The sequence below is a fragment of the Dyella sp. BiH032 genome, from assembly GCF_031954525.1.
Classification (GTDB): Bacteria; Pseudomonadota; Gammaproteobacteria; order Xanthomonadales; family Rhodanobacteraceae; genus Dyella_D.
Map to the genome: position 1 here is coordinate 3689097 of NZ_CP134867.1, position 17101 is coordinate 3706197.

Annotated in this window: 14 protein-coding genes and 1 pseudogene; 13 read left to right on the top strand and 2 right to left on the bottom strand. The window is 69.9% G+C overall.

Annotation, left to right across the window (positions count from 1 at the left end; translation table 11 throughout):
• Nucleotides 1-60: 60 nt before the first annotated feature.
• The 3 genes from RKE25_RS16255 to RKE25_RS16265 all read left to right on the top strand — a co-directional run bounded on the left by RKE25_RS16255 (nt 61) and on the right by RKE25_RS16265 (nt 1819).
• A complete protein-coding gene (locus RKE25_RS16255) occupies nt 61-879 on the top strand; it encodes a M48 family metallopeptidase (protein WP_311839139.1) in 819 nt (272 codons plus the stop codon).
• Between the two features lie 138 nt (nt 880-1017).
• The gene (locus tag RKE25_RS16260; RefSeq protein ID WP_311839140.1) at nt 1018-1347 is read left to right on the top strand and encodes a hypothetical protein; all 330 of its coding nucleotides are present in this window, start codon (nt 1018-1020) and stop codon (nt 1345-1347) included.
• Between the two features lie 118 nt (nt 1348-1465).
• Nucleotides 1466-1819, top strand: a complete 354-nt coding sequence (locus tag RKE25_RS16265) for a YXWGXW repeat-containing protein (RefSeq protein WP_311839141.1) — start codon at nt 1466-1468, stop codon at nt 1817-1819.
• Between the two features lie 144 nt (nt 1820-1963).
• Here the strand turns inward: RKE25_RS16265 and RKE25_RS16270 are convergent, their stop codons facing one another.
• Nucleotides 1964-2707, bottom strand: coding sequence for an AraC family transcriptional regulator (locus RKE25_RS16270; protein ID WP_311839142.1), 744 nt, complete (start codon nt 2705-2707; stop codon nt 1964-1966).
• A 140-nt stretch (nt 2708-2847) separates the two neighbouring features.
• Here RKE25_RS16270 and RKE25_RS16275 point away from each other — a divergent pair, with 140 nt between their 5' ends.
• From RKE25_RS16275 to RKE25_RS16315, 9 genes and pseudogenes are all read left to right on the top strand, one after another.
• Nucleotides 2848-3783, top strand: coding sequence for a 4-hydroxyproline epimerase (locus RKE25_RS16275; RefSeq protein WP_311842413.1), 936 nt, complete (start codon nt 2848-2850; stop codon nt 3781-3783).
• Nucleotides 3780-4886, top strand: coding sequence for an FAD-dependent oxidoreductase (locus RKE25_RS16280; RefSeq protein WP_311839143.1), 1107 nt, complete (start codon nt 3780-3782; stop codon nt 4884-4886). Before RKE25_RS16275 ends, RKE25_RS16280 begins: the two co-directional genes overlap by 4 nt.
• Nucleotides 4883-5128: a (2Fe-2S)-binding protein gene (locus RKE25_RS16285; RefSeq protein ID WP_311839144.1), complete on the top strand. Its 246-nt coding sequence runs from the start codon at nt 4883-4885 to the stop codon at nt 5126-5128. The genes RKE25_RS16280 and RKE25_RS16285 overlap by 4 nt, the downstream gene beginning before the upstream one ends.
• On the top strand, nt 5121-6410 hold the full coding sequence (locus RKE25_RS16290; protein WP_311839145.1) for an FAD/NAD(P)-binding oxidoreductase: 1290 nt from the start codon (nt 5121-5123) through the stop codon (nt 6408-6410). Before RKE25_RS16285 ends, RKE25_RS16290 begins: the two co-directional genes overlap by 8 nt.
• A complete protein-coding gene (locus RKE25_RS16295; protein WP_311839146.1) occupies nt 6407-7312 on the top strand; it encodes a dihydrodipicolinate synthase family protein in 906 nt (301 codons plus the stop codon). Before RKE25_RS16290 ends, RKE25_RS16295 begins: the two co-directional genes overlap by 4 nt.
• Nucleotide 7313: 1 nt before the next feature.
• Nucleotides 7314-8924: an aldehyde dehydrogenase (NADP(+)) gene (locus RKE25_RS16300; RefSeq protein WP_311839147.1), complete on the top strand. Its 1611-nt coding sequence runs from the start codon at nt 7314-7316 to the stop codon at nt 8922-8924.
• Nucleotides 8921-10126: a Xaa-Pro peptidase family protein gene (locus RKE25_RS16305; RefSeq protein ID WP_311839148.1), complete on the top strand. Its 1206-nt coding sequence runs from the start codon at nt 8921-8923 to the stop codon at nt 10124-10126. The genes RKE25_RS16300 and RKE25_RS16305 overlap by 4 nt, the downstream gene beginning before the upstream one ends.
• A 91-nt stretch (nt 10127-10217) precedes the next feature.
• Nucleotides 10218-11909: pseudogene (locus RKE25_RS16310) on the top strand (DUF885 family protein); the annotation flags it as partial.
• 33 nt (nt 11910-11942) lie between these two features.
• Entirely contained in the window at nt 11943-13358 is a 1416-nt protein-coding gene (locus RKE25_RS16315) for an amino acid permease (protein WP_311839149.1), read from the top strand.
• Between the two features lie 635 nt (nt 13359-13993).
• Here RKE25_RS16315 and RKE25_RS16320 read toward each other — a convergent pair.
• Nucleotides 13994-14407 carry a universal stress protein gene (locus RKE25_RS16320; RefSeq protein ID WP_311839150.1) on the bottom strand — a complete coding sequence of 138 codons (414 nt, stop codon included), beginning with the start codon at nt 14405-14407 and terminating at the stop codon, nt 13994-13996.
• A 288-nt stretch (nt 14408-14695) separates the two neighbouring features.
• On the opposite strand from RKE25_RS16320, the gene RKE25_RS16325 reads away from it, so the two are divergent.
• Nucleotides 14696-17053 (top strand): twin-arginine translocation signal domain-containing protein, encoded by a 2358-nt coding sequence (locus RKE25_RS16325; RefSeq protein ID WP_311839151.1) that lies wholly within the window; start codon nt 14696-14698, stop codon nt 17051-17053.
• Nucleotides 17054-17101 lie beyond the last annotated feature (48 nt).

The following is a 17101-nucleotide window of genomic DNA, read 5'->3' on the forward strand; positions in this document are numbered from 1 at the left end:
TCCCTTGCCCGCCGGTCGCAAGGTTATGCTCCCGCCATGTCTTCCAGGGAGGTGAAACGCATGAAATTCCGCCGGCCGCTCGCATTGGCCCTGCCCGCATTGACCCTGGGCGTCCTGCTCTCCGGCTGCGTGACCTCGCCCACCGGCCGCTCGCAGCTGATGATGGTTTCCGATGGCGAGATGTCCAAGATGGGCCTGGCCACCTTCGACAACATGCGCAAGCAGGGCAAATTCGTCGAAGCGCCCAAGGAGCGCGCCTACGCCACCTGCGTCTCCAGCGCGCTGGTCGCGGTGCTGCCCCCGCCGTGGAACACGCAGCAGTGGGAAGTGCAGATCATCGACGACGACACGCCCAACGCCTTCGCCCTGCCCGGCGGGCGCATCGGCGTGAACCGCGGCATGTTCAAGCTCGCCACCGACCAGGACCTGCTCGCGGTCGTGCTGGGCCACGAGCTGTCGCACGTCGTCGCGCGCCATGGCGCCGAACGCGTCTCCGACAACATGGCCGCCCAGGCGGTGGTACTGGCCGGCAGCGCCTACGCCGCCAGTCGCGGCACTAATGCCGGCTACGCCGCGGCCGCGCTGGGCGTGGGTGCGGAAGTGGGCATCCTGCTGCCGTTCTCGCGCACGCAGGAAAGCGAAGCCGACACGCTGGGCCAGCGCTACATGGCGCAGGCCGGCTTCGACCCGCGGGCCGCCGCCACGCTGTGGCAGAAGATGGGTGCCCAGGGTGGCAGCGGCTCCAAGCCGCCGGCCTTCCTCTCGACCCACCCGGCCTCGTACAACCGCCAGCAATCGCTGACCAAGCAGGCCGAGCAACTGATGCCGGTCTATGAACAGGCCCGCGCCAGCGGCCATAAGCCCAACTGCACGCTCTGAACCGCGCTGCGCGGGAGCGGCCGCTCCCGCGCAACCCCACCGGCTTCTGAACGGCGCGCGCCCCGAGAAGTCAACAGCCGCCGGCGCCCTTCGTTTCTCCCGCTCAGGCCACTCGTTGCGTGGCCGAGGAGAAACCGCATGACACCGCTTGCACGCACGTTCGCCGTGCTGACTGCCCTGGGCCTGGGGCTGGGCGCTTCCGCCTATGCGCCCGACGCTGCCGCCCGCACCCAGGTCTCCGTGCAGATCGGCGTGGCGCCCCCGCCGCCGCGCTACGAAGTCGTCCCGCCGCCGCGCGTCGGTTACGTCTGGGCACCCGGCTACTGGCGCTGGGACCCGTACGTACGCCGCCACGTCTGGGTGGTCGGGCGCTGGATGCCCGCGCGCCACGGCTACTACTACCGCGCACCGCGCTGGGAGCACTACCACGACGGCTGGCGCTTCCACGACGGCTACTGGGGCCGCTGAACACGCAACGCGCACAGCGCGAACGCCTTGACGTTCGCGCTGTTTTTCACGGGCATACGGAGGGGCATGTCCCGACTTCCCTTCGTGGCCGCTTCACTTCCATCACGAGGCCCGATCCATGCAAATCCGTCTAGTTGCTCTCGCCATGCTGACCGTGCTCGCCAGCGGCTGCGTCGAAGAGCGCGTTGTCCACGACCGCCCCGTGGTGGTCGAGCGCCCGGTGGTGCGGCGCGAAGTCGTGGAAGAAATCGTCGCGCCGCAACCCCCGCCGCCGCGCGTGGTGGAAGTCGAGCCCGCGCCGCGCCCGGGCTATCTCTGGGCACGCGGCTACTGGCGCTGGACCGGACGCGAATACGTCGCCGTGCCAGGCCACTGGGAAGTGGTCCGCCCCGGCTACCGCTACGTGCATCCGCATTACGAATACCGCAACGACGGCTGGCACCTCAACGTCGGCGTCTGGGTGAACGGCTGACACCCATCCCCCTCTCCCCGCCGGGGAGAGGGTTGGGGTGAGGGGGCCCTACGAAGGGTGAGGGGCCCTACGAAGCGCGAAACTCGATCACCCTCGAACACGCATCCTTGACCAAGGCAAAGCGCCGCCTCCGTAAACCGGTCATCACGCCGGCCGTGCCGCCGCTTCCCGCCGCTCCTTTCCTGGCACCGCCACCATCGCCCGATAGTCCCGCGGCGTCATGCCCACCGTGGCCTTGAACTGGCGCGCGAACGCGCTCTGGTCCGCGAAGCCGCAGGCCAGGCCGATCGCCGCCACGCTTTCGTCGCCATGCAGCAGCCGCATCGCCGCCTCGATGCGCAACTTGGTCTGCACCTGCTGCGGCGTCAGCTGGAACACGCGCCGGAAATGCCGCTCCAACTGCGCCACCGACACGCCAGCCAGCTCCGCCAGCTTCGCCACGCGCACGGCTTCGGCGTAATGCTCCTGCAGGTAGGCCAGCACGCGCCGCAGACGCACGTAGGTGGGATGGCGGCCATCCGGCTTGCCCAGGTCGCGCGAGATGCCGACGATGCCCTGCACCTCGCCGCGCTTCAGCAGCGGCCGCTTGCAGGTCAGGCACCAGCCCGGCACGCGATTGGGGAACATGTGCACTTCGAGCTGGTTCTCGATCACCTCGCCATCGAGCACGCGGCGGTCCTGCGACGCGTAGGAACCGCCGAGCGTGGCGGGAAACAGCTCGACCACGCTGCGGCCGATGACGTCCGCGCGCTGCTTCAGCCCCAGCCTTCGCACCAGGGTGAGGTTGGCATGCGTATAGCGGCCCTGGTGGTCTTTCACGAAGAACACCACGTCGGGCAAGGCGTCGAACAGCGCCTCCAGTTCGTCGGCCGAAATCTTCATGTCCATCGCACGTCCTGCCGGGTTGCGAAGCCTTGTTGCGACCGCAGCATGGCACAAAACCGGCCTGAGACATTGTGCCGATTTCCGCATGGAGCGACGCCAAGCGTTTCTAGACGCTCCGCGCCCCGGCGGCGAGCATGATCGCCATGCATACCATCGACGTGATCGACTCGCATACCGGCGGGGAACCCACCCGCACCGTCATTGCCGGCTTTCCCGACCTGGGCGGCGGCAGCCTCATGGAGCAGCGCGAACGCTTCCGCCGCGACTTCGACAAGTGGCGCGCGGCGATCGCGTGCGAGCCGCGCGGCTCGGCCACGGTGGTCGGCGCGCTGCTGCTGCCGCCGCAGAGTCCGGACGCCTGCGCCGGCGTCATCTACTTCAACAACGTCAGCTACCTGGGCATGTGCGGCCACGGCACCATCGGCCTGGTGCGCACGCTGCAGCACATGGGGCGCATCGGCCCCGGGCTGCATCGCATCGAGACGCCGGTGGGCACGGTCGGCGCCGAACTGCACGAGGACGGCCGCGTCTCCATCGACAACGTCGAGAGCTACCGCCACGCCAAGGACCTGCGCGTCGACGTGCCGGGCTACGGCACGGTCACCGGCGACGTCGCCTGGGGCGGCAACTGGTTCTTCATCACCAAGGACACGCCGCTGCCGCTGGAGATCCATCACCAGCGCGAGCTGACCGTGTATACCGAGGCGATCCGCCGCGAACTGGAAGCCCAGGGCATCACGGGCGCCGAAGGCGGCGAGATCGACCACATTGAGATCAACGCCGATCTGCCCGGCAAGGCCGGCCGCAACTTCGTGCTGTGCCCGGGCCTGGCCTACGACCGCTCGCCCTGCGGCACCGGGACCAGCGCCAAGCTGGCTTGCCTGGCCGCCGACGGCAAGCTGGCGCCGGGCGAGACCTGGCGGCAGGAAAGCATCCTCGGCAGCGAGTTCACCGCCACCTACACGCCCGGCGCGCGCGGCGTGAAGCCGCGCATCACCGGCACCGCCTTCGTGGTCGCGCGCTCCACCCTGCTGTTCGACGAAGCCGACGCCTTTACCTGGGGCAGCGGCGCCGAATGACCGGCGCCAGCTACGACCTGATCGTGGTCGGCGCGGGCATCGTCGGCGCGGCCTGCGCAGACGCGGCCAGCGGCGACGGCCTGCGCGTGGCGATCGTGGAACCGGGTCCGATCGGCGGCGGCGCCACCGCAGCGGCGATGGGCCATCTGGTGGCGATGGACGACGATCCGGCCGAGCTGGCCCTGGCGCGCTATTCGCTGCGGCAATGGGAACACTTCGCCGATCTGAAGGAAGCCGAATTCAGCCGCTGCGGCACCTTGTGGGTGGCACGCGAAGAACGCGAACTCGCCTCCGCCTCGGCTCGCGCCGCGCGGCTGGCGGCGGCCGGCATCGAGGCGCACCTGCTCGATGCGCGCGAACTCTACGCCCAGGAGCCGGCGCTCGCCCCCGGCATGAGCGGCGGCATGCTGGTGCCGCGCGAAGCGGTGGTGTATCCGCCGCGCGTCGCGCGTCATCTCGTGCAGCGCGCGCAGTCGCGCGGGGCGGTGCTTTATGCCGGCCGCCGCGTGCAGTCGCTGCGCCGCGGCGGCGCGGCACTGGATGACGGCACCTCGCTCAGCGGCACCGTGCTGGTCGCCACCGGCTGTGCCCTGCCCGCCCTGCTGCCGCGCTTGCCGATGCGCGCGCGCAAGGGACATCTGGTGATCACCGACCGGTATCCGGGCCTGGTGCGCCACCAATTGCTCGAACTCGGTTATGCCGACAGCGCGCACGGCGACGCCGACAGCAGCGTGGCTTTCAATGTGCAGCCGCGCCCGACCGGGCAGATCCTGCTCGGCTCCTCGCGCGAATTCAGCGCCACCGACGCGGCCGTCTCGCCGGCGATGCTGCGGCGCATGCTGGAGCGCTGCTTCGCCTTCGTGCCCGCGCTGCGGGGTCTGCAGGCACTGCGTGCATGGACCGGTTTTCGTCCGACCACACCGGATGGACGCCCCTATCTCGGCGCCGTGCCCGGCACCGACGATCAGTGGGTGGCCGCCGGCCATGAAGGCCTGGGCGTGACGACCGCGCTGGGCAGCGCACGGCTGCTGCTGGACCTGATCCAGGGCCGCCAGCCGGCGATCGATCCCGCGCCGTACGCGCCCTCGAGGATGGTGGCATGAGCGCGCTCGTGCGCCTGCAGATCAACGGCCAGCCGGTCGAGGTGCCGGAAGGCGCCAGCGTCGCCGCAGCGATAGCGCAGGTGACGTTGCACTTCCGCACCTCGGTGAACGGTGCGCCGCGCGCGCCACTGTGCGGCATGGGCGTGTGTTTCGAATGCCGCGTGCGCATCGACGGGGTCGCGCATCAGCGCGCCTGCATGACGCCGGTGCGCGAAGGCATGCGGGTGGATACCGATGACTGAGCGCTACGACGTCCTGGTGATCGGCGCCGGCCCCGCGGGGCTCGCGGCCGCGCGGGCGGCCGCGTCGCATGGCGCGCAGGTCGGCCTGGTCGATGCGCAGCCGCGCGCGGGTGGGCAGGTGTGGCGCCACGACGTGCGCCATGGCGCACCACGCGCCGCGCGCGAGGCTATCGCCGCGCTGCGCGGCGTGACTCTGCTCGCGCAGCACAGCATCGTCGCCAGCGACGACGGCGCGCTCCGCGCGGAAACGCCGGATGGCTCAACCTTGCTCGGCTACAGGGCACTCGTCCTCGCCACCGGCGCACGCGAACTGCTGCTCCCCTTCCCCGGCTGGACGCTGCCCGGTGTCAGCGGTGCGGGCGGCCTGCAGGCGTTGGCCAAGCAGGGCTGGCCGGTGAACGGCAAGCGCGTGGTGATCGCCGGCAGCGGCCCGCTGCTGCTTGCCGCGGCAGCGACCCTGCGCGCGCACGGCGCGAAGGTGCTGGGCATCCACGAACAGGCCTCCGCCGCCAGTGTGCGTGCCTTCGCGGGGCAGCTGATCCACTGGCCCGCGCGCGCGCTTCAAGCCGTCGCGCTGCGCGCCAAGCTGACGGGCGTGCCCTACTGCTTCGGCTCCATCGTCCGCCGTGCGCACGGCGACGGCGCGCTGCGCATGGTGGAGATCGAAGACGCGCACGGCACGACCTGCGTGGACTGCGACCTGCTCGGGGTCGGCTACGGCCTCGTGCCGAATGTCGAACTCGCCCAGATGCTTGGCTGCGCGCTCGACCACGCCTCGGTCCATCCTCGCGTGCAAGTCGATGAACTCTTGCGCACCAGCGTGCCCTCCGTGTTCGCCGCCGGTGAAGCCGGCGGCATCGGCGGCCTCGCGGTGGCGCGCATCGAAGGCGCGATCGCCGGCCACCTGGCCGCCGGGCACCAGGACGATGCGCACGCCCTGATGCCGGAACGCGAACGCGAGCGCCGCTTCGGCGCACTGCTGGCGAAACACTTCTCCCCTGGTGCACGCGTGCACGCGCTCGCCATGCCGGACACGCTCATCTGCCGTTGCGAGGACGTCCCGCTCGGCGCCCTGGACGGCTTCGCCGACGCGCGCGATGCCAAGCTCGCCACGCGCTGCGGCATGGGCGCGTGCCAGGGCCGCATCTGCGGCGCCGCGCTCGCCGAGCTGGGCCGCTTCCCGCGCGGCGCCGGCCGCCCGCCCCTGTTTCCGGCCCGCCTCGCCACCCTGGCGGGGCTCGCCGACCTTTCCCCTTCCGAGAACACTGAGGTAACGCCATGAGCAACGCTTCCATCTGGCGCGGGGTGATCCCCGCCATCACCACGCCCTTCGCCGCCGATGGCCAGGTCGACCATGCCTTCCTCGCCAAGCATGCCAACCAGCTGATCGATGCCGGCTGCACGGGCATCGTGCCGCTGGGCTCGCTCGGCGAGGCGGCCACGCTCACGTTCGACGAAAAGATCGAGATCATCCGCACGCTGGTGAAGGCACTGAACGGCCGCGCCCCGGTGATTCCCGGCATCGCCGCGCTCTCCACCGCCGAAGCCGTGCGCCTGGCGAAGGAAGCCAAGGCGCTGGGCTGCTCCGGCCTGATGGTGCTGCCGCCCTACGTGTACTCCACCGATTGGCGCGAGATGGGCGCGCACCTGCGCGCGGTGATCGCCGCCACCGACCTGCCCTGCATGCTCTACAACAACCCCATCGCCTACAAGACGGATTTCGCGCCGGAGCAGATCGCCGAACTGGCGCGCGAATTCCCGAACGTGCAGGCGGTGAAGGAATCCTCCGGCGACGTGCGCCGCTTCGCCGGCATCCGCGCGCTGCTGGGCGACCGCCTGGAACTGCTGGTGGGCATGGACGACGCCATCGTCGAAGGCGTCGCGATGGGCGCGCGCGGCTGGATCGCCGGCCTGGTGAACGCCTATCCGAAGGAATCGGTCAAGCTGTTCGAGCTGGCGCGCGATGGCCATGCCGACGCGGCGCTGGAACTGTACAGGTGGTTCCTCCCGCTGCTGCGCCTGGACACGGTCCCTAAGTTCGTGCAGCTCATCAAGCTGGTGCAGGCCAAGGTCGGCATGGGCAGCGAACAAGTGCGCGCGCCGCGCCTGGCGATGGCTGGCGAGGAACGCGAAGCGGCGCTGCGTGTGATCGACCACGCCATCGCCCACGCACCGAAGGTGTGACATGGCCGTGCAACCCGATCCTATCCAGCCCGTTTTGATCGAAGGCGACTGGCGCGCGGCACGCGCGCCAGTCGGTCAGTTCCGCGCCGAAAACCCGGCGACGGGCGAACCGATCGGCCCGACCTTCCCCATCTGCGGCGCGGCCGATGTGGAAGCCGCGCTGGCCGCCGCCACGGCCGTGGCCGGCGAGCTCGCCGCCGCATCGCCGGAGCGCATCGCCGCGTTCCTGGAGGCGTACGCGGATGGCATCGAAGCGGATGTGGAAGCGCTGGTCGAGATCGCCCACGCCGAGACCGCCCTGCCCAAGCAGCCCCGCTTGGGCGCCGTCGAGTTGCCGCGTACCACGGGCCAGCTGCGCCAGGCCGCCAAGGCCGTGCGCAGCTACGCGTGGACGCAGCCGGTGATCGACACCGCGGCGAACCTGCGCTCGCATCTCGCGCCCCTGGGCAAGCCGGTGCTGGTGTTCGGCCCCAACAACTTCCCGTTCGCCTTCAACGCGATCGCCGGCAGCGATTTCGCCTCGGCCATCGCCGCGCGCAATCCGGTCATCGCGAAGGCGCACCCCTCCCATCCGGCCACCAGCGCACGCTTGGCGCGCATCGCCCACGAAGCGCTGCGCAAGAGCGGCCTGCCCGCCGCCGCGGTGCAGATGCTCTACCACTTCGACCACGCCATCGGCGCGACGCTGGCCGGCGATCCGCGCCTGGGCGCGATCGGCTTCACCGGCAGCCGCGCCGGCGGCCTCGCGCTGAAAGCCGCGGCGGACGCGGCGGGCGTGCCTGTCTACGTGGAGATGTCCAGCGTCAACCCGGTGTTCCTGTTGCCCGGCGCGCTGGCCGAACGCGGCGCGGCGCTGGCCCAGGAGTTCTTCACGTCCTGCACCATGGGCAGCGGCCAGTTCTGCACCAATCCCGGCGTGGTCATCGTGCCACGCGGCGCGGACGGCGATGCGTTCGTGGCCGCGGCCACGGCGCACTTCGCCGGCGCGGCGCCCAGCGTGCTGTTTTCGCGCGGCGTGCTCGACCACCTGCAGCAAGGCGTGGCGACCTTGCGCAAGGCGGGCGCGCAACTCCTCGCCGGCGGCGAAGCCGGCGCGCCCGGCTACCGTCATGCGCCAACGCTGCTTGAAGTGGATGCAGCGCAGTTCCTGCGCGAGCCGAAAGCACTGCAGACCGAAGCCTTCGGTCCGGTCAGCCTGTTGGTGCGCGTGGACGATGTGGCGCAGATGGCCCAGGTGGCCTCCGCCTTCGAAGGCAACCTCACCGGTACGCTTTACACGGCCGGCAACGGCGCCGACGACGCGGCATCGGCCGAGGTCGCACGCGCGCTGCGTCCGCGCGTCGGACGCCTGATCGGCAACCGCATGCCCACCGGCGTGGCCGTCAGTCCCGCCATGAACCACGGCGGTCCGTATCCCAGCACCGGCCATCCCGGCTTCACCGCGGTGGGCATGCCCGCCGCGATCCGGCGCTTCGCCGCGCTGCATTGCTACGACAACCTGCCCGAGCACCTGCTGCCGCCCGAGCTGCGCGACCACAACCCCGGTGGCGTGGCGCGGCAGATCGACGGCTGCTGGTGCGTGGACGACCTCGACGGAGCCGAGCCGGCATGAGCGCTGCACAGATCGGCGGTCTCGATCTTGCCCAGGCGCGCGCGCGGTTGCGTCCCTGGGCGACGCCCGCGCCGGCGATCGACTCGCATGAATATCAACAACGCCTGGAGCACGCCCGTGCGCTGCTGCGCGCGCAGCGGCTGGATGCGCTGCTGATCACCGCCGGCACCTCGCTGCGCTACTTCACCGGCGTGGCCTGGGGGGCCAGCGAGCGGCTGGTGGGCATGCTGCTCACCGCGCAAGGCGACCCCATCCTGATCTGCCCCGGCTTCGAGGCCGGCTCGCTGGCGGCCGTGCTCCGGATTCCCGCCGACGTGCGCCTGTGGGAAGAACACGAGGACCCGCAGCAGCTGGTCGCCGACGCCATGGCCGAACGCGGCGCCGGCAGCCTCGCGCTCGACCCCGCGGCGCCCTACGTCGTGGCCGAGCGGCTGCGCGCGGTGCTCGGCGGCAAGCCGGTGGCCGACGCCAGCGCGATCGTGGACGGCTGCCGCATGTGCAAGTCGTCCGCGGAACTGGCGCTGATGAAACAAGCCACCGCAATGACGCTGGAAGTGCACCGCCTCGCCGCTGGCCTCATGCGCGAAGGCATCTCGCGCACCGAGCTGGCGCTTTTCGTCGACGAGGCGCACCGCGCCATGGGTGCCGACAACGGTTCAACTTTCTGCATCGTGCAGTTCGGCCATGCCACCGCGTATCCGCACGGCATCCCCGGCGAGCAGTACCTGGAGCGCGACCAGCTGGTGCTGATCGATACCGGCTGCACCGTGCAGGGCTACCACTCCGACATCACGCGCACCTATGTCTTCGGCACGCCCACCGCCGAGCAGGCGCGCATCTGGGAACTGGAGCAGGCCGCGCAGCGCGCAGCGTTCGAAGCCGTGCGCCCCGGCGTGCACTGCGAGACCGTGGACGAAGCCGCGCGCGCGGTGGTCGAGCGCGCCGGCCTGGGTCCGGACTACCGCCTGCCCGGCATCCCCCACCGCACCGGCCACGGCTGCGGCATGGCCATCCACGAGATGCCCTACCTGGTGCGCGGCTCGCGCACCGTGCTGCGGCCCGGCATGTGCTGCAGCGACGAACCGATGATCGTGGTCCCCGAGCGCTTCGGCGTGCGGCTGGAGGATCACTTCTACGTCACCGAAGACGGCGCGGCCTGGTTCACGCCACCGTCGCCGGCCATCGACCAGCCCTTTGCATGAAGCACCGAGAGAGGAGCCGATGAAAAGACCGATCGCCACCTTCACCTGCGCCATCTGCCTCGCCATCGCTCCTCTCCTCGGCCACGCCGCCGACGATGCGGACGCGCGCTTCCGCGCCGTCTACACGCAGGAATGGCAGTGGCGGCAGGCGCAATTCGCCGGTGGCGACGACGAGGACGGCGGCGGCAAGCCGGCCGCCCATCTTCCCAAGGTGGATCCGGCCACGCAGGCCGCGCGCGAGCGCTACTGGGCCGACGTGCTGAAGCGCCTCGACGCGATCTCGCCGAAGGACCTGCGCGGCGACGATCCGGTCAACTATGCCGTGTACCGCAACCAGATCGAGACGCTGCTGGCGGACCAGCGCTTCCGCACCTGGGAGATGCCGTTCAACAGCGACACCGCGTTCTGGACCAACCTCGGCTTCACCGCGCGCAAGCCGATGCGTACCGCCGAGGACTATCGCCGCTACCTCGGCCAGCTGCACGACGTGCCGCGCTACTTCGACGAACAGATCGCCAACATGCGTGCGGGGCTGGCACGCGGCTTCAGCGTGCCGCGCGTGACGCTGACTGGTCGCGATCAGTCCATTGCCGACGTGGCGAATGCCAAGGGCGACGGCAACCTCTTCTACACGCCGTTTCGCCAAATGCCGGACAGCATCCCGGCCGCCACGCAGGAACAGCTGCGCGCGGAGGCCCGTACGGCAATCCGCGAGCACGTCGTTCCTGCCTACGCCAAGCTGCTCGACTTCATGCGCAACACCTACATGAAGCAGGCGCGCACCACGCTCGCGGCCGAAGCGATGCCGGACGGCAAGGCGTTCTACCAGGCGCAGATCCGCGAGTTCACCACGCTGGACCTGAGCCCGGAAGAGATCCATGCGATCGGTCAGAAAGAAGTGGCGCGCATCCGCGCCGAGATGGACGAGGCCATCCGCGACAGCGGCTTCAAGGGCAGCTTCGCCGAATTCCTGCATTATCTGCGTACCGACCCGAAGTTCTATCCGAAGAGCGCCGACGAGCTGCTCAAAGACGCCGCCTGGATCGCCAAGCGCGTGGACGGCAAGATCGGCCAGTACATCGGCCGCCTGCCGCGCCAGCGCTTCGCCATCGAGCCGGTCCCGACCGACCTGGCGCCGTTCTACACCGGCGGCCGCGGCGGCCCGGGCATCTACCTGGTCAATACCTACAACTTGCCCTCGCGCCCGCTGTACTCGCTGACCGCGCTGACCTTGCACGAGTCCGCGCCAGGCCATGCGATGCAGATGCCGCTGGCCGCCGAGCACGAGGGCCTGCCCGACTTCCGCCGCTACACCTATATCTCCGCCTATGGCGAAGGCTGGGCGCTGTACTCCGAACGCCTGGGCGTGGAGATGGGCATGTACGACACGCCCTACGACCGCTTCGGTTACCTCAGCTATCAGATGTGGCGCGCCTGCCGCCTGGTGGTGGACACCGGCATTCACCACCTCGGTTGGACGCGCGAACAGGCCCAGGCCTTCATGCGCGACCACACCGCGCTGAGCGAACACGAGATCGAGACCGAGGTAGACCGCTACATCGCCTGGCCCGGCCAGGCGCTGTCGTACTACCTGGGCGAGATGGCCATCGTCGACGCGCGCGCCAAGGCCGAGAAAGCCTTGGGCGAGCGCTTCGACCTGCGCGCGTTCCACGACACGGTGCTGTCGCTCGGCTCGGTGCCGCTGCCGGTACTGCAACAACGGGTGGACGCGTTCATCGCCGGGGGCGGCAAGTCGCCCTATGCGGAGGCGAAGGCACCGTAACGCACAACACGACGAGGTTTCGGGGAGGAACCGATGGCGCTGATCGACGACATCATCCGGCGCAAGCCGGTGGAAAGCCTGCAAAGCGAGGCGGACAAAGGCACCGGCCTGCGGCGCGTGCTCGGCCTGTGGCAACTCACTGCCATCGGCCTGGGCGGCATCATCGGCGTGGGCATCTTCGTGCTCACCGGCACTGTGGCGGCCACGCAAGCGGGACCGGCAGTGCTGCTGTCGTTCCTGCTCGCCGGCATCGCCAGCGCGGCGGCGGCGCTGTGTTACGCGGAATTCGCGGGGCTCATTCCCGTCTCCGGCAGCGCGTATACGTACGGCTATGCCGTGCTGGGCGAATTCGCCGGCTGGATCATCGGCTGGGATCTCCTGCTGGAATACGCGCTGATCGCCGCGGTGGTGGCGGTGGGCTGGTCCGGTTATGCGCAGGTGTTGCTCGACAGCGCCGGCCTGCCGCTGCCGACCTGGGCGCAGGGCGCCTGGGGCACCGCGCCGGGAAGAGTGGTGAATCTCCCCGCGATCGTGGTGTCCGCGGCCATCACCGCTCTGCTCGCGGTGCGCATGGAATGGGGCGCGCGCTTCAACACGCTGATCGTGGCGATCAAGATCGCCGGCGCCGCCCTGATCGTGATCGCCGGCGCCGCGTACGTGAAGCCGGAACGCTGGCATCCCTTCATGCCCTTCGGCATGCACGGCGTGGTGACCGGCGCGGCCGTGGTGTTCTTCGCCGTGTTCGGCTACGACATGCTGACCACCGCCGCCGAGGAGTCGCGCAACCCGCAACGCGACCTCCCGCGCGCCGTATTGCTGTCGCTGGGCATTGCGATGCTGCTGTATTTCGCCATCTGCCTGGTACTCACCGGCATCGTGCCTTACACCACGCTGGACAACGACGCGCCGGTGGCGAACGCCTTCATCCGCATCGGCATGCCATGGACGATGGCGGTGATCTCGCTCGCTTCGGTATGCGGCATCACCAGCGTGATCTTCGCCAACCTGCTGGCCGGCGCTCGCATCGGCTTCAGCCTGGGCCGCGACGGCCTGCTGCCAAGCTGGTTCGCCGGCGTGCACCCGCGCTGGCGCACGCCGCACCGCTCGACGATTCTGCTGGGCACCGTGACGGCCGTGGCGGCAGGACTGTTTCCGCTGGACGAATTGGCAAAGCTGGTGAACATCGGCGTCCTCGGCGCCTTCATCGTGATCTGCACCGCGGTGGCGGTACTGCGAGTGCGACAGCCGAACCTGCACCGCCCGTTCCGCACGCCCTGGGTGCCCTTCGTGCCGCTGGTGGGCGTCGGTTTTTCCTGCTGGCTGATCTGGGGACTGCCCGTCGTGACGTATGTGCGGTTCGGGATCTGGCTGCTGGTCGGGTGCGTGGTTTATCTGGCCTATGGGCGCAGGCATAGCAAGTTGGTGGTGGTGAAGGAGCGGGTGGGCTGAGGTGCATCTATAGCCTCCCATCCGCACGTCCCGCACTAGCTACGTTGTCGCAAGCACCCGCCCCTCATCCCGCCTTCTCCCCGGAAGGGAGAAGGAGAAGTGACGTACCGAGGCAAGAAAAAAAACGAGAGCGAGCGAAGCGACGCTCCGCGTTGCTTTTGATCTCCCGGGTTCCCTTCGCGGCGGTGAGGGCTGGACGATCAGGCTGCCGCAGGCGGGCGGGGACAGGGATGTCCCCGCCTTTTCGATCAGGGCATGGATGCCCTGTCGAAAAGCCCGGCCAGCCCTCAACGCACCCGGAGCAGCGTAGGCTGCGGAGGGCGCCGCGCAGGGGGCCCTCTCTTTTGGTTACTTTTTCTCTGGGCAAGCAGAGAAAAAGTAACTCGCTCTCCGGCAGGAGAGCGAAACCCCTCGCCCCTTGGGCGAGACAAGCAGACCACAAGGCGACAACCGAGCCGTGCCGCCACTGGATTCCGGCCTACGCCGGAATGACGAGGATGAAGGCTGAGGTGAACCTCAGCACCCGTTGGGGTTCGCTCACCCCAACCTACGTCCGGCCTGCGCCGGAATAACGAACAGGCCAGTGCGAGGCGCCCCTCAAAGCGCCCACGAACAACCGCCAAAAAAAACGCCCCCTACCGACACACCAACACCGGCACCCCACAATCCAACAAAACCTTCCGCGTCTCACTCCCCAACACCAGCGCCTGCACCCCACGCCGCCCATGCGACCCCATCACCACCAGGTCGCAACGCAACTCCCTCGCCGCGCGCACGATCGACTGCGCCGGATCGTTGCCATGCACAAGCACCACCTCGCAGGCGACTCCATGCCCGTTCGCCACCTCCTTGATGAAACGCAGGCGGGCCCGCGCCAAGCGCGTCTCCTCCTCCCCCACGGGCAGGCTCGCCGCGCTTCCGCCATGCGGATGCACCATGGCGAAACCTGTGACGCGTGCACCCAGCGCCGCGGCCAGGCGGACGCCCAGGCGCACGGCGCACTCGGAGTGCGTCGAACCGTCAGTGGGGAGCAGCAGGTGGGTGAACATGGCGTCCCTCGCCGCGCGCCGGGCGGCGCGGCGGTCGGAATCCACGCTAGCAAGGCGCTGTGCGCCGGCATTGATCTGGATCAATTCGTGCCCGCGCCCCCCGGTTGTGCGGTTTTCCGCATGACAGCGGTCGCATCCGTGCAAGACCGCCCATCGGGGCGCGTGGGAGCCTGCAACTCCAGGCCCGCGCACGGAAGCCGCCTCCCCCTCTTCCGCCTGTGTCTACGGCGCGTGCGCGGGCCTGTTTTTTCGAATGCGTCGCGCGGGGAGCGGGGCCGGGGGAGAGGAATGGATCGGCGCCGTTTTCTGCAAGGGCTGGCCGCGTCGGGCGCGGTCGCAGGCATGGGTGGGTGGAGCGTCGGCGACGCCGCGCCCGCCGGAGAACCCGCGCCGGCGACGCCTTCCGCGCCGCCGCGCCGGCTGCCGGCGGCAGCGCTTCCCACTGAAGGGCACGCGCGCATCGCTGCGTTCGACCTGGAAGGCGCGGCCTGGGCCGTGTTCGAGGACCTGCGCACGCCGGACGGCACGCTCACCCTGCTCGGCCCTGATGGCGGATGCGCGCTGGGCAAGCGTACCGAACCGTGCGCCGTCGAAGGCACGATGCCCTACCTGGGGCTCGCGCTGAAAGACATCGCGCTGGCGGACGCGGACCTTCTGGCGGCGCGCCTGCTCGAACGCGGCGAGCCGGATCCGGAACAGGTACGCCTCGCCGCGCCGCCGCTGGCCTCGGACCTGGACCCGAAGGACTACGCCGGCCGCCTGCCGTGGACCACCTTCGTCGGCACCGTCGCCTGCGCCGACACCATGCCGGTCTTTCCCAACGGCCGCACGCGCACCTTCCATCCCGAACAGGCGGTGGCGGCGCTGCGCGACGACAAGCTCGCCGCGCGGCGGCGCGAAGGCCTGCTCGGCGGCTGGCTGCCGGCGGTGCACAAGGTGTTCCCGCTGGGCGAAGGCCGCTGGTACGACGTGCTCGTCTTCGCCGATGTGGACGCGGCCGATCGCTTCGTCGTGCAGACCTGGCACCGCACCGCGCTGGTCGAGCACGGTCGCGTGAGCGAGGTGCACTACGGCCACAGCTACCCGGCCTATCCGCCCACGCGGCAGCCGCCTTCCGCCGCGGCGTTCTATCGCGCGCTGCTGCGCTTCCACGACACCTGGCAGCGCGAGCTCGCCGATGCGAGCGAACTGCACACGCCGGACGTCAGCTGGGCCGACATGGCGCGCTTCGCCTTCGCACGCGAGCTGGTGGTGCGCCCCGGCGGCAGCTATCCGAAGTACGGCGCTGTGGATCGCGACTACTACGGCAACGAGTACGACGGTTTCCAGGACACCTTCACCAGCTCGCTCTACGCCAACCTGGAATGGGGCCGCTTTGCCCAGGCCGCCACGGTGCTGGACGGCTATTTCGCCGATTTCGTCCAGCCCGACGGCATGATCAACATGCGCGGCGCCGAGACCGGGCAGTTTGGCCTCACCCTGTCATTGCTGGCGCGCTACCTGCGCTACACGGGCGACAGCGCGCTTCTGAGCAAGCATCGCGGCAAGATCGAAGCCACCGCGCGCATCCTGCTCGACCTGCACGACGCCAGCCTGCAGCTGCCCGAGCACAGCCCGGGCTACGGCCTCATCCACGGCTGGAACGAGTCGGATGCCTGCCTGTTCCCCGAGCCGCAGCTGTGGTGGAAGCCCTATTACGCCAACAGCGCGCTGGCGGCGCGTGGCCTGCAGGATATCGCGGCGGTATGGACGGCCATCGACCCAGGCGGCGCGGCCACCGCCCAGCGCTGGCAGCAGCGCTCGCGCACGCTCGCCGGGCAGGTCACGCGCACGCTGCGCGCCAATGTGCGCCACGATCTTCGCCCACCCTACGTCGGCCCGCTGCCCGGCGCGAAACTCACCTTCCGCCAATCGCTGACGCAGGAAAAGCCCAGCGAGCAGCAATGGCCGCACCGCGCCTATGCCGAACTGCTGCAGGCCGACGTGTTGCCGGACGACCTGGCCCACTTGGTGATCGACTGCATGCGCGGCCACGGCGCCACGAGCGCAGGCGTGGTCGCCAACGTCGCCCCGCCCAACCCGGAAGGGCGCGACATCCTCGGTTTCATCTCTTACGGCTATGCGCAGCAGCTCCTGCGGCTGGATCGCATCGACGAATACCTGCTGTTCCTCTACGCCCACCGCTATCACGCGCACACGCCGGGCAGCTGGACCGCCGGCGAAGTCTCGGACCTGAGCGGCGGCATGCCGCTGTTCTGCATGCCCGCGCAGCTGACCATCCCCTTGCTCCTGCGCTGGATGATGGTGTTCGACGACGGCGCGGGCGAGGTGCTGCATCTGGCGCGCGCCCTTCCCCGGCGGTGGATGGCGGGCAGCGAGCCTGTGGCGATGCTCCGCGCGCCGACGCGCTGGGGCCGCGTCGACGTGCAGTTGCGGCCCGATGGCCGCGGCGGGGTGGAAGGCGAGGTGCGGCTGCCGGATCGCGAGCCTCCCCGCACGGTGTGGCTCAGCCTGCGGGCGCCGGAGGGCAAGCGGCTCGGCGAGGTGCGCATCGATGGTGTCGCGGCCAAGGAACGGCAGGGGGAAGCGGTGCGGTTGACGGGTTCCGTCGGGCAGGTCGTGCGGGTTTCGGCAGCGTTTGTTTGATGGGGGCGTGGTGCGGTTAGCAGATATCCGGCCTCAAGTTCGCTGCGT